Origin of the sequence: Segatella salivae F0493, from assembly GCF_000477535.1 — a bacterium.
GTDB lineage: Bacteria > Bacteroidota > Bacteroidia > Bacteroidales > Bacteroidaceae > Prevotella > Prevotella salivae.
In genome coordinates, this window is sequence record NZ_AWGW01000027.1 from 76,448 (window position 1) to 89,702 (window position 13,255).

The window sequence follows — 13,255 nt, forward strand, 5'->3', positions numbered from 1 at the left end:
TAAAATGCTGAATTAATAACCAGGATTCTGTTTGATGTTTGGATTGACAATGGCGTCACTTGTCGGTATAGCGTAGATGTTCTTTGTAGCAGAAACTTGCGTACCTTCATGCACGCCACCCTTCCAAGGCCATGTATAATTGGTGTTACCACCAAAGCGTCCGAAGCGAATAAGGTCGCTACGACGACGTCCTTCAAAGTAGAATTCACGGCTCCATTCATCGAGAATGTCGTCTAAAGTGTAGCTACCGGTAGTACGTTCTTGGGCATGTGCACGTTTGCGGAGGGCGTTAACAGCAGCTGTTCCCTCTGTTGTCGTCTGATTACCGTTTAGGCGTGCCGTTGCTTCTGCATAGGTGAGATAGGCCTCTGCAACACGCATCAGGAAGAAATCGGTATCCGGATACTTGGCATCATGACCGGCAGAACCGTCTGAATGGAAGTTAGTGAACTTGGCAACTGCAAAGCCATTTGAGAAGACGCCTATCTGATCAGCGTTTGCTTGGTCTATGTTGCGCTTGTTTCCATCGGCTTGTAAGGCATCGAAGAGTGCGCGGTCATCACCTGCAGCAGCAGTCATTTGGTTGGCATGTACGTAAGGTGCGTTGTTATTTGGGAAGAATTTATCAATTAAACTCTTGCGAGCGCGGTTACCAGCCCAGTTCTCTGACGTGTTGTTTCCAGCTACTCCGTTGGGATTTACAGTGACTCCGGCATCGAATGTGCTGGCCATGAGGAACAAAGCCGTACCAAATGATGCGGTCTTCTTACCGTCTTGAAGTACAGGAAAGATTGCTTCGACAGAAGCACCGTTCTCTCCATTGTCGCCCATGAAAAGCTGTTGATAAGCTGTCCAGCCATTCTTTGTTGCGCCAGTATAAAGCTTATAGTTGGAATCCATTACCTTTTTAGCGTATTCAGCAGCCTTTTGCCACTGCGGAGTTCCTGTATAAACCTGAGCATTGAGATACAAACGAGAAAGTAACATCCATGCAGCAGCTTTGTCAACACGGCCATAACCAGCGTCGGTTGATTTCTTTGGAGTGGCTGCAGAGAGCTTAGGCTCAATCTCAAGCAACTCTTTTTCAAGGAAATCATACATCTGTTTGCGTGTATATTGAGGTGCTGCTTTGGCAGAAACTTGCTCTGTAAATGGAACGTTTCCATAGAGATCCATCAGATGATAATAGTTCAATGCACGCAGGAAACGCACTTCTGCAGTCTTTGTTTCATCTACATCAGCAAATGTTGCAAGGTATTGATTGCAGATAGTAACACCAAAGTACAGGCGATAATAAAAGCCTTTAGCCATTGGATGGTTAGAGTCGAAGCTGATATAATTAAACTCTGCAATGCCAGGATCACCCCAGTTACAGATTGCTTCGTCTGTAGGTAGCTCGTTGGTATTGAATAGTTGGCGCACGAAACCAGTCGTACCGCCGTCTAAACCATCGATATCACAGTCTCCATCGGGACCGCTTTGACCAGCTAATGCGAGGTCAGCGTAGCACTTAGTAAATAGCTGATCTGATTTAGGATTAGTGTTCTTGTTTGGATCTATGGGTGTAACGTCGAGGTCACCTATACATGAACTTAATCCCATTGACAGCAAAAGAGTTGCTGCCGGAAGTATAGTTTTGAAATATTTTTTCATACAATTCTTAAAGTTAGAAGTTTAGATTGACACCAAGGATGAATGACATTGGACGTGGATACATATTGTTGTCAATTCCCATGACCCATTTGCTGTCAACAAAGTTTGTAACTTCAGGGTCAATGCCGTCATATTTGGTAATCGTTAATAGGTTAGAAGCGGTGCCATATATGCGTCCTGAGATGCTCGTATTAAATAGTTTACTGAAGCTATAGCCTAATGTTACGTTGTCAAGCTTTAGGAATGAAGCATTCTGAACCCAGCGATCACTCAAGAAAGCACGTTCATCATAGGTCTGCCAATTGTCAGCTAAGAGTGCAACTGGACGGTTAGAGAGGTAGTTTGAAGGTGCAACAATCTCGGAAGTACTCATGTTTGCACGACCAGCATATTTGTCATTATAAACATAGTTGCCGATGTTTGCACGGAAACTAAAGCCAAAGTCCCAGTTCTTATATTCCAAACGAGATGATAAACCCATGGTAACAGGGGGCGCAGCTTGCTTATAAATATAGCGATCTGCATCTGTTATTTGCCCATCTGCATTACGATCTACTACAGCACCTTCAATAGGTTTGCCGTTCTGATCATACACTTGTTGATATACAAGGAATGAGTTTGCTGGATAACCAACTTTATGTGCGCCTACGTTTAGACCTGTACCTGCTGATATTCCCATTCCACTCGGTGATACATAGTAGTCTGCACTACCACCAGTTAGCTTCGTAATCTTGTTCTTGTTGTAAGTAAAGTTATAGTCAACTTTCCAGAACCAGTCTTTAGAATTCTGCTGATTGAGGATTGTCCAGTTTAAAGTTGCTTCAACACCAGTATTGGTTAAGCTACCAATATTTGATGAAACTTGATTTCGGAAGTTTGAACCTGCGGGAACATATACCGTATTTAATAGGTCGGTTGTCTTGCGGAAGTACCAGTCAATGCTACCCGTTAGGCGCTGATCTAATATACCCCAGTCAAGTCCTACATTGTAAGTGGTCGTAGTTTCCCAAGTTAAGTTCTTGTTAACAGCATCGGGACGTACCATTGTTCCATCACCAATGATGGGATAATAATTATTGGTTCCCGTATTAATTTGATAGATATCGAAGTATGTATAGTCACCAATTCCTTCCTGCTGTCCAGTCATTCCCCAGCCTAATCTCAGCTTTAAGTCCGAGAGCCACTTAATCTCTTTGAACTTGTTTTCATCCTTTATACGCCATGCAAAAGCAAAAGATGGGAAGGTAGCCCAATGCTTTTTGAAGCGTGAAGCGCCATCAGCGCGGACCGTAGCTGTAAGATAATAGCGTTGCATCCAATTCCAATTAGCACGTCCAAAGAATGAAACGAGGTAGTTCTCGGTCATATATTTGTAGTCTTCTTTTTTGCCATCACCATCATAATCCTGTCCAGAGTCGGTGTTAATCTCGCCAGGATGCATGCTGTTTGTTTTTGGATAATAAGATAGGTAGCGGCTTGTTTCCTTTCTCCAGAAGTGTTGCCACTCATAACCTGCCATGATATCAAAGTGGTTCTGATATTTATCTTTGAAGTCATGATAGTACTGTGCATAGGCATTGAGCAACAGATTGCGCTTCAACGACTTCTTGAAACCGGTAGAACCAAAGTAGAAAGCCAACGGAGATGTACGGTCAACGTCTGTAGTTTGCTTACCTTCTGCGATGTCAGCACCGGCAGTTGCATGCAAGCGGAGGTCTTCGAAGCCGTGTACCTGATAGTCAACATCAGCATTACCGATAAAGTCTCGGCTCGTAGCTCGGTCGTTTTTAAGCATCAAATCAGCAACAGGGTTGTTGGGAGCAAGGCTGTTTCTGTTGAAAGGATAATTCGGATCATTGAGTGAAGCACCGGGACCACGCCATGCAAAATAACCTCCGAAGTTGTCTTTGTCAGCTGAAGTTGTGTCATAAACAGGCTGTGTTGGGTCCATTCTTGTGGCTGCACTTGTAGCGTCACCATCTGCATAACGATTCTTCGCAATCATCCCTTTGGCATTCAAATTGAGTGTCAGATGATCGTTAAGTAAGTGTGGATTCAAGTTCAAAGCTGTTGTAAAACGTTCAAACTTAGAAGTTTTCACAATACCTTCTTGGCTTGTATATCCTGCAGAAACACGCCAAGGGAGATATTCTTTGGGGCTTCCTAAACTTTGAGAACCTGATACTGTGACGTTATGATCATGGCCCCAAGCTGTACGATAGATTTCTTTTTGCCAGTCAGTATTTGCGGTTCCCAATAAAGAAAGCGCCAAAGTTTCACGCTGATTGCCTGCATAGATCTTCTTAACGAAGTCGCGGTATTCATCGCCATTCATGACATTGAGTGTCTTTCTCTTCATACTCATTGTCACATTGCCTGCATAAGATACCTTAATAGGTTGGTTGGCATGTCCTCGTTTGGTAGTAATGATGATGACACCATTAGAGCCTCGCGAACCATAGATAGCAGTTGCCGACGCATCTTTCAGCACATTGAAGCTCTCTATGTCTTGAGGATTGACCATAGAAAGTGGGTTTGACAATCCCTGTACACCGTTATTGTCCATTGGAACGCCATCAATCACAATCAAAGGATTATTAGATGCATTCAAAGAAGAGCCTCCACGGATTCGTATACTGGCTCCACTTCCCGGCGTACCACCACCAGTTGTGACGTTCACACCGGCTATCTTGCCTTGCATCATATCCTGTGCATTGACTACAAGACCTTTATTCTTACTATCAGGTTGAATTTGAGTTACAGAACCAGTAAGGTCTGATTTTTTCACAGCACCATAGCCAATAACGACTACTTCATTAAGAGTTTTGTTGTCATCTTCAAGTGTTGTCGACAGATTATCCATGGCTTTTACCTTCTTTGGGGTCATACCGACATAGGTAATCGTAATCTCTGTGCCCTGAGGTACATTCACAACATAGTTTCCATCAAGGTCGGTTACCCCCAAGGCCTTACCATTTGCCATGATTGTAGCACCGATAATAGGCTCTCCAGAAGCGTCTTTGACTTGGCCTCTCACGGAACCTGATTGCGCAAAAGCTGTTGCAGAGAGGAATAGACCACCTGCTATGGCCCAACTTCTAAGCGGCAATTTGAATTTCACCTGCTTCATCATTTACTTTGAATTTAAGTTAACGTTAGTATATTATATATTGATTTTATCGTTTAGGCAACTCGTTCTAACTACTTATTTGTTTAGTTGTCGTTTCCATGCCATGGCATTTCGCACCAAGGTTTATATTGCAAAAGTAAATTTGTTTATTTAATTTTCGGCTTTTTTAACGTGAAAACTTTATTTAAATCAATGCAAACGATTACGCAATCTTTTGTCATTTTAGTGTTTAAGATTAAAGAAACTTTTTGTAAATTTGCATAACTTTGTCGCGTAACTGATGAGTAACCATGAAAGAATCTTTGCCCATAACAATGAAAGATATAGCCCGAGAGCTTGGTGTTTCCGTGGCAACAGTATCGCGTGCACTTAAAGATAGTCCACGCATTAGTAAGGAAACTCGAGATGCTGTCAAGGCTTTTGCAGAGGAACATCATTTCTTTCCGAATGTCATTGCAGAGAGTTTGCGCAACAATCGCACTAAACCCATGAAGATTATTGGCGTGATTGTTCCACAATTTACACATTTCTATTTCTCCTCAATCCTTAGTGGTATCGAAGAAGAAGCCTCTGCTCGGGGCTACAGAATCATGGTAGCGCAGAGCAATGAAAAGTATGGTCGTGAGGTCGAAATATGCAAATCGTTTTATGAAAACAAGGTATGTGGTGTCATTGTATCGCAAGCTAAGGACACCAATCAATATGAACACTTCCAACGTTTGATTGATCATGGCGTGCCATTAGTATTCTATGACCGCATCTGTACAGGTGTAAATAGCAGCCGAGTTGTGGTTGATGATTACATGGGAGCCTATACAGCAGTGAATTATCTCATTGGAACGGGGTGCCGACGAATAGCCTTTTATGGTGCTTCAATGAAGTTAGAGATTACCAAAAACCGCTTTAATGGTTATCATGATGCATTGGTAAATAACAATATTCAGCCTGAAGAAAGGTTTATAAAGTATTGTGATAACCGCGCCGATGCAGAGATAATTACTCCTGCTTTGTTGTCAGAGCCCGACCGACCTGATGCTTTTTTCGCCGTCAACGACGACACTGCAATCGGCATTCTCTATACCGCCAAGCGCATGGGACTGCGTGTTCCCGATGATGTTAGTATCTGTGGATTCACTAATGGGCATCGAGCTATTGCGTGTGACCCTATGCTTACGACGGTTGAACAGCGCGGAATGGTTGTCGGAGAAGAAGCCGCAAACATCCTTGTTGGCCTTGTTGAAGGCTCGATTCCTAAGGATAAAATTGAGAAACGCGTAGTAAGAACGCGGCTCATTGTGCGAGGAACCACTCGATAGGCACGGCTTTCTGACGCTCAAAAGCAAGGTCTCGTGGCGGAAATCTCCTGGCATTGAGTAACGAAAGCACAGCAATCAAATGGGTAAACAAGTCATTTGAAAGTGCTAAACAGCAGCTATAAAGTAGTTAAACAGGTGACTTAATGAACAAAAATAACTGGCTTGAAAAGGTGGTATAAAAGGAAAAAGAAAGACGATATGAATAAAATATAGAGTGAAAAAATCTGTTTTATGCGAGAAAAGTCGTAAATTTAGCGCAGAAAATAAGACTTACGGCATCACCAATAAACTTCGTATGTTGTGTGCGCCTTTCTATTTCTGACAACAAAAACAGCCTAACCATAAGCAATAAAGACTGATAGAACAAAACAACTAAATAACAATGAACACAGGATTATCACAAAAACCCGACATGAAGTTTTGGGGGTTATGGAACCTCAGCTTTGGTTTCTTTGGTGTACAGATAGCCTACGCCTTGCAAAGTGCAAACATTTCGCGAATCTTTGCCACGCTCGGTGCTGATCCGCATAATTTAAGTTACTTCTGGATTCTCCCTCCGTTGATGGGTATTCTCGTTCAACCCATCATAGGAACACTTAGTGATCGCACGTGGTGTCGCTTCGGTCGTCGTATACCTTATTTATTTATAGGAGCTGCTTTGGCTGTTTTTGTGATGTGCATGCTGCCTAATTCTGGGTCGTTTGGCTTCACCGTAGGTGCTGCAATGATATTCGGCGTGATAGCATTAATGTTTCTTGACACAAGCATTAATATGGCAATGCAGCCTTTTAAGATGCTTGTTGGCGACATGGTGAACGGCAAACAAAAGGCTCTTGCCTATAGCATTCAGAGTTTTCTCTGTAATGCTGGTAGCATCATGGGCTTCATTTTCCCTTTCATTCTGACAAAAATCGGTATTCGAAATGATGCCCCCAAGGGGGTTGTTCCCGACTCCGTAATTTGGGCTTTCTATGCCGGCGCAGCCATACTCATCCTTTGTGTGCTCTATACAACACTCAAAGTGAAAGAATGGTCGCCTGAAGACTATGCACGTTATAACGGAGAACTTGTGGCGAAGACAAGCGAAACAAAAGAGAAAAGCGATTGGCTTACACTATTAAAGAAGGCTCCTTCTACCTTCTGGAGAGTCGGATTGGTTCAATTTTTCTGTTGGGCGGCGTTCATGTACATGTGGGTTTATGCGACAGGTGCTATTGCTGACACGTGTTGGGGAGTCGATATGAAGGCTGCTCACGCTACAACGTCCACGTCATATCAGGAAGCTGGCAACTGGGTGGGCATTCTTTTTGCTGTTCAAGCCGTAGGAAGTGTGATATGGGCCATGGTTCTTCCTCAATTCAAAAACCGCAAAGTAGCTTACATTGTCAGCCTTCTCTTGGGTGCAGTAGGCTTTGCTCTTGTGCCGTTTATACATCATCCTTATGTGCAATTTGCGTCATTCTTGCTCATTGGTTGTGCTTGGGCAGCGATGTTAGCCATGCCGTTTACGTTTGTAACGAATGCACTTCAGGGCTATGGGCACATGGGTGCCTACCTCGGTCTATTCAATGGAACGATTTGTGTGCCTCAAATCATCGCCTCACTCTTTGGAGGTCTGCTCTTGTCTCTTGTCGGATCAAATCAAACCGACATGATGTTTGTGGCTGCAGTTAGCCTTATTCTCGGTGCATTGAGTGTGCTAAAGATTAAAGAAAAGTGATAAAACAGCGTATGGATAAAGGCGAAAAGGCTTATTAAAACAAGGTCTTTTCCTCTTGTTTATCCGTAGTTTGTGTAGTTGGTTGGCAGTAAGAGCAATGTGGGTTGCCGCTGTTCAACGAATGCTATCATTCAGTTTGTTGTTCTCGCGTATTTGAAACAGAAGATGCTTTCGTTTCAAATACGCGTTGTTTTTCATTTGTTGGAAAGCCGATGTAAATCAATAGGTTATATGATTAAAGCGGCATTGTTCGTTTGTTGATAGCCTTTGCTGATGTAATTTGCGTTAAATTGTCGTGCGAATTGCGTCATATCATCGCGTAAAATAAGGCTAATTACTTGCCCATTTGCCTCAATTCATTTTATCAATCGGTATGGGGTAAATGATAGCTTGGATAAAGCCGAGTCACCATAGCATAGCATTTGTTTGCAAATGTAACTTGCGGTGACGCATGTCGCCGTAGGGGTTATGCCAGTATTCCGATGAATGAATTCACCATTATGGATGTCACAACGACACAACGCCGTAGGTGTCATGCCGGTATTCCAATAAATTTATTTAGCAATTGCAATGCCCTTATGGTGCAACGCCGTAGGTGTTGTTCTTTTGATAGCCCGGGGTTGGCGAGGAACGAGCCTACCCCGGGTAAACGTTCGCAAGGAGATTCAACGCCGTAGGTGTTGAGCTTTTTCTATGAAGGTATGGTTATAGCGAGGAAATTAATGGAGGATTACGCTTAGAAAGCGTAACACCTACGGCGTTGTTCCCCACACACAACACCTCAACCCGGGGTAGCCTGCACTATTGTTTGGCAACCCTGGGCTATCGAAAACGCAACACCGATGGTGTTGAAACATTCATTGTATATCATGATTCACATTTTTTTGCGTTTGAATTTATGGCGGATTACTCAAAAAAAGCGCAACACTTACAGCGTTGTTCCACGCGAACCATACGTTAACCCAGGGTAGCCTGCACTATCGTTTGGCAACCCTGGGCTATCAAAAACGCAACACCGATGGTGTTGACACATTTATTTCATAATATAATTAATGCCAATATACGAATAAATAAATAGCATAATGTGCCAATATTCCGATGAATGAATTTGGCATTATAAATGTTGCAACCACGCAACATCGTAGGTGATATGTCGGTATTCCAATGGATATATCCACCATGATAAATACCCTCATGGTGCAACTCGGTACGAGTTGTTCTTTTGATAGCCCGGGGTTGGCGAGGAACGAGCCTACCCCGGGTAAACGTTTGCAAGGAGATTCAACGCCGTAGGTGTTGAGCTTTTTCTGTGAAGGCATGCTTATAGTGATGGGATTAATGGCAGATTACGCTTAGAAAGCGTAACACTTACGGCGTTGTTCCACGCACAACATACGCCAACCCAGGGTAGCCTACACTATCGTTTGGCAACCCTGGGCTATCGAAAGCGTAACACCTACGGCGTTGAAACACCCATTTTGTAACACCATTTCTGTTGTTTCATGCGGTAAAATACGACAAATTACACGATGAAATGTCCCAATTCGTTTTACCTTTTATTATCAACAATATCAATACCACCAATTAACCTCCAAACAACTTGCTCCATTTCCACGACTAACTACTCCCCTCTCTCTTCGGAGAGGGGCTGGGGGTGAGGCTCTGTTTGCCTTACACCATTTCACCTTTAATTATCAATGATAATATTCTCACAATTGTTTCACCACGCAACTCGGTACGAGTTGTTCTTTTGATAGCCCGGGGTTGGCGAGGAACGAGCCTACCCCGGGTAAACGTTTGCAAGGAGATTCAACGCCGTAGGTGTTGAGCTTTTTCTGTGAAGGCATGGTTATAGCGAGGAAATTAATGGAGGATTACGCTTAGAAAGCGTAACACCTATGGCGTTGTTCCCCACACACAACACCTCAACCCAGGGTAGCCTGCACTATCGTTTGGCAATCTTAGGCTATCAAAAGCGAAGTCTACCCTGGGTCATTTGCCGTGAGTGGCAACAACGCTGTAGGCGTTGTACTTTTTATTTATTGGTATTTTATCACGCCATTCCACGCAGAAAACGTACAACACCTACGGCGTTGACCTTCTTACTACTCGCATAACCCAGGGTAGGCTGACGCCAACCTTAGGCTATAAAACGTACAACGCCTTCAGCGTTGATTCCCTATTGCGACGTTATTAATGATAATGTATGTTGGGTTACCTTTTATATCATATTATTTATAGCCTGTGATTGACGAGAAACGAGCCTATCCTGAGTAAGCGTTTGCAAGGAAATTCAACGCTGTAAGTGTTGAATTTTCCTTTTAAATAAACTTATTTTGTGTTGGATATGTTAGTGAATGAGCCTGTATTCATTCTCTTTTTGTCTCTTGATAACGTTGTGTTGTAAATGGTTTTCCATTGTAACTTTATCGCTGTTAAAGGCTATGTGCAAGAAAGTTACTAATGAAAGTGCAAACGATTGCATTTCTTTTTTAATTTTTTTATGTATTAATTCTGAGTAAGCTGCTATATAATTACTATCTTTACAGAAAATAACTAACCTCTGTATGAAACTAACTTTTAACATAAACTATGACACTATATTCGGCGAAGAAGTGTTGCTGAATGTCGTGGAAAACAGCAAAAAGGGAGGTAAAAAGACCTCGCAGTACAGGATGAACAACCGGGATGGCAAGCATTGGTGGGTTGAATTGAATCGCACCGAGGCAAGTTTGAACACGGCAATCGACTATTATTATAGTGTTGATTGCGACTGGTCAGACGGCCGTCACGAATGGCTCACAGAGAAACATCGCTTAGAACTCACGGTCGTGAAAGGCAAAGAGTATACTATTTACGACCATTGGAGTGACATTCCTGAAGACTCTTATCTCTATAGTTCAGCCTTTACGGAGTGTGTAAACAAGCGTCCTTTGTCTGTTATTAAGCCTTCGGCATACGATAAAACCGTTCGACTTGTGGTGCGTGCACCGCAACTTCGTTCTACGGATAGATTGTGTGTGGTAGGTAAACCAAAGGCTATGGGTGCGTGGGATGTGTTTGATGCGCTTCCAATGTATGAGCATAACTACAACGAATGGATAGTAGATTTGAATGTAGAAACGTTGGAAAGCGACGTGTTGGAATTCAAGTTTGCGGCACAAGACGCTGCCGATAGGCACAATGCCCTATGGGAAAGCGGTATGAACCGCGAGATTCATCTGCCTGAAATCAAAAGCGGTGAGGTGTTGGTTTATGACCTTTCACAAGCGTTTTTTGATATATATAATCGTAAGTTGGCAGGAACATTAGTGCCAGTATTTTCACTTCGTTCGAAGACCAGTTATGGAGTGGGCGACTTTGGCGACTTGAAGAAGATGATAGATTGGGTCGCTGTGACTCATCAACGCGTGCTACAGGTGTTGCCAATCAATGATACTACGACGACACATACATGGACAGACTCTTATCCTTACAGTTGTATTAGCATCTTTGCACTACATCCTCAGTATGTAGATTTGACGCAGTTGCCGACATTAAAAGATGGAAAGAAGCGCAACAACTTTGAGGCTTTGCGTCAAGAACTCAATGCTTTGGAGCAGATAGATTACGAGCGTGTGAACGAGGCGAAGCTGAAATATCTTTATGAAGTCTATCTGCAAGAGGGCGAAAAGATGATGCAAGGCAAAGCCTTTAAGCAGTTCTTTGCCGATAGCGAGCAATGGCTTGTGCCCTATGCGCAGTATTGTTATTTGCGTGATAAATATGGAACGGCCGACTTTTCTACATGGCCTGACCATCATGTTTGGGACGAAAAGGAGCGTAAAGTCCTATCAACACCAACATCGAAAGAATATAAAGAGGTGGCTTTCTTTTATTTTGTGCAGTTTGTTCTCAATGAACAAATGGAAGCTGTACATGCTTATGCACGTGAGAAAGGGGTCATTTTGAAGGGAGATATCCCTATCGGCGTCAATCGTAATGGCTGCGATGTGTGGATGGAACCGAAGTATTTCAACCTCAACGGACAAGCAGGTGCGCCACCAGATGACTTTTCTGTGAACGGACAGAATTGGAGATTCCCCACTTATAACTGGGATGAGATGTTGAAAGATGGCTGCCAATGGTGGGTACGTCGCTTTCAAAACATGAACAAATTCTTTGATGCTTACCGCATAGATCATGTGTTGGGATTCTTCAGAATATGGGAGATTCCGGTGGAAGCAGTGCATGGTTTGCTCGGACAATTTGCCCCTTCATTGGGTATGTCGCGTGAAGAAATAGAAAGTTATGGCTTAACTTTCCATGAAGATCAGTTCACTAAACCTTTTATTAGCGATTGGATTCTTGAACGAGTATTCAGAGATCGCGCAGAGGAAGTAAAGCAACGTTTCCTCAATCACACACATGATGATATCTATGAGCTAAGACCTGAGGTTGACACACAACGCAAAGTGGAAGCTGTTTTTGCTGGGAAGACGGCAGAAAGTGATATTTGGTTGCGTGATGGTCTTTATGCTTTGATTAGTAATGTGCTCTTTGTTCGCGACAGAAAAGATGCAAACAAGTTCCATCCTCGCATCAGTGCGCAGTTTGATTTCACGTATGAAGCCCTCTATGATAGCGACAAAGAAGTCTTCAATCGCATTTATAACGACTATTATTATCGGCGTAACAACCAGTTCTGGTATCGTGAAGCAATGAAGAAGTTACCACGACTTGTTGAGGCAACTCGAATGCTTGTATGCGCTGAAGACTTAGGAATGGTGCCGGATTGTGTACCTTGGGTGATGAACAATCTTAAGATATTGAGTCTTGAATTGCAAAGTATGCCGAAGGATCCTCACGTGAGATTTGGTTACTTAAACAATAATCCTTACCGCTCAGTTTGTACTATTTCAAGTCATGATATGCCTACACTGCGTCAGTGGTGGGATGAAGATTACGAGCGCACTCAAGCCTATTATAACAGTATGCTCTATCGAGGTGGTGCGGCTCCACACCCACTTCCCGGTTGGTTGGCACGTGATATCATTAGCCGACACCTAATGAGTCCGAGCATGCTTTGCATCCTTTCAATTCAAGATTGGTTGGCAATTGACGAGAAACTACGCCTTGCCGACCAGAATGCGGAACGCATAAATATCCCTGCAAACCCTAAACATTACTGGCGTTATCGTATGCATGTGGACATAGAAGACCTCATGCAGAATACTGATTTCCGTGAAAACTTGACGGAACTTGTGTGTGAAGCAGGGAGAGAATGATGCCTATTGTGCATCAAAAATAAAGAAAAACATTGGAGACATGACTGAAGTCTGTCTTCAATGTTTTGCAATTAACACGACAAAGGTTGTTATTTGATACTTAAAACACTATTGAAAAATCTATTTGAATAATTCATAATGAAACCTCTACAAATTCTTTTTGCATTAT

General features: G+C 43.0%; 8 protein-coding genes and 1 pseudogene. 7 read left to right on the forward strand and 2 right to left on the reverse strand.

Annotated features, from left to right (window positions below):
- Positions 1 to 12: 12 nt before the first annotated feature.
- Positions 13 to 1,653, reverse strand: coding sequence for a RagB/SusD family nutrient uptake outer membrane protein (locus tag HMPREF9145_RS09745; RefSeq protein WP_021826194.1), 1,641 nt, complete (start codon positions 1,651 to 1,653; stop codon positions 13 to 15).
- A gap of 13 nt (positions 1,654 to 1,666) precedes the next feature.
- Positions 1,667 to 4,783 (reverse strand): SusC/RagA family TonB-linked outer membrane protein, encoded by a 3,117-nt coding sequence (locus tag HMPREF9145_RS09750; protein WP_196809769.1) that lies wholly within the window; start codon positions 4,781 to 4,783, stop codon positions 1,667 to 1,669.
- Positions 4,784 to 5,073: 290 nt separating this feature from the next.
- Here HMPREF9145_RS09750 and HMPREF9145_RS09755 point away from each other — a divergent pair, with 290 nt between their 5' ends.
- The 7 genes and pseudogenes from HMPREF9145_RS09755 (at position 5,074) to HMPREF9145_RS09770 (ending at position 13,086) form a co-directional block, all read left to right on the forward strand.
- Positions 5,074 to 6,099, forward strand: a complete 1,026-nt coding sequence (locus HMPREF9145_RS09755; RefSeq protein WP_021826161.1) for a LacI family DNA-binding transcriptional regulator — start codon at positions 5,074 to 5,076, stop codon at positions 6,097 to 6,099.
- A 382-nt stretch (positions 6,100 to 6,481) separates the two neighbouring features.
- Complete coding sequence (locus HMPREF9145_RS09760; RefSeq protein ID WP_021826197.1) at positions 6,482 to 7,819, forward strand: MFS transporter; 1,338 nt, start codon at positions 6,482 to 6,484, stop codon at positions 7,817 to 7,819.
- Between the two features lie 482 nt (positions 7,820 to 8,301).
- Positions 8,302 to 8,496 (forward strand): hypothetical protein, encoded by a 195-nt coding sequence (locus HMPREF9145_RS13140; RefSeq protein ID WP_155945304.1) that lies wholly within the window; start codon positions 8,302 to 8,304, stop codon positions 8,494 to 8,496.
- 487 nt (positions 8,497 to 8,983) lie between these two features.
- Entirely contained in the window at positions 8,984 to 9,112 is a 129-nt protein-coding gene (locus tag HMPREF9145_RS14190; RefSeq protein ID WP_262502511.1) for a hypothetical protein, read from the forward strand.
- Positions 9,113 to 9,532: 420 nt separating this feature from the next.
- Positions 9,533 to 9,640: pseudogene (locus HMPREF9145_RS14015) on the forward strand (tetrahydrofolate synthase); the annotation flags it as partial.
- Positions 9,641 to 9,717: 77 nt separating this feature from the next.
- Positions 9,718 to 9,936, forward strand: coding sequence for a hypothetical protein (locus HMPREF9145_RS13545; RefSeq protein WP_155945305.1), 219 nt, complete (start codon positions 9,718 to 9,720; stop codon positions 9,934 to 9,936).
- A gap of 450 nt (positions 9,937 to 10,386) precedes the next feature.
- Entirely contained in the window at positions 10,387 to 13,086 is a 2,700-nt protein-coding gene (locus tag HMPREF9145_RS09770) for a 4-alpha-glucanotransferase (RefSeq protein WP_021826204.1), read from the forward strand.
- Positions 13,087 to 13,255: the final 169 nt, after the last annotated feature.

Bases quoted from the DNA above. Each gene is read 5' to 3' on its own strand.
- HMPREF9145_RS09770 (WP_021826204.1), top strand. From the start codon at position 10,387: ATGAAACTAACTTTTAACATAAACTATGACACTATATTCGGCGAAGAA.
- HMPREF9145_RS09760 (WP_021826197.1), top strand. From the start codon at position 6,482: ATGAACACAGGATTATCACAAAAACCCGACATGAAGTTTTGGGGGTTA.
- HMPREF9145_RS09745 (WP_021826194.1), bottom strand. From the start codon at position 1,653: ATGAAAAAATATTTCAAAACTATACTTCCGGCAGCAACTCTTTTGCTG.
- HMPREF9145_RS13545 (WP_155945305.1), top strand. From the start codon at position 9,718: ATGGCGTTGTTCCCCACACACAACACCTCAACCCAGGGTAGCCTGCAC.
- HMPREF9145_RS09755 (WP_021826161.1), top strand. From the start codon at position 5,074: ATGAAAGAATCTTTGCCCATAACAATGAAAGATATAGCCCGAGAGCTT.
- HMPREF9145_RS09750 (WP_196809769.1), bottom strand. From the start codon at position 4,783: ATGAAGCAGGTGAAATTCAAATTGCCGCTTAGAAGTTGGGCCATAGCA.
- HMPREF9145_RS14190 (WP_262502511.1), top strand. From the start codon at position 8,984: ATGGATATATCCACCATGATAAATACCCTCATGGTGCAACTCGGTACG.
- HMPREF9145_RS13140 (WP_155945304.1), top strand. From the start codon at position 8,302: ATGAATGAATTCACCATTATGGATGTCACAACGACACAACGCCGTAGG.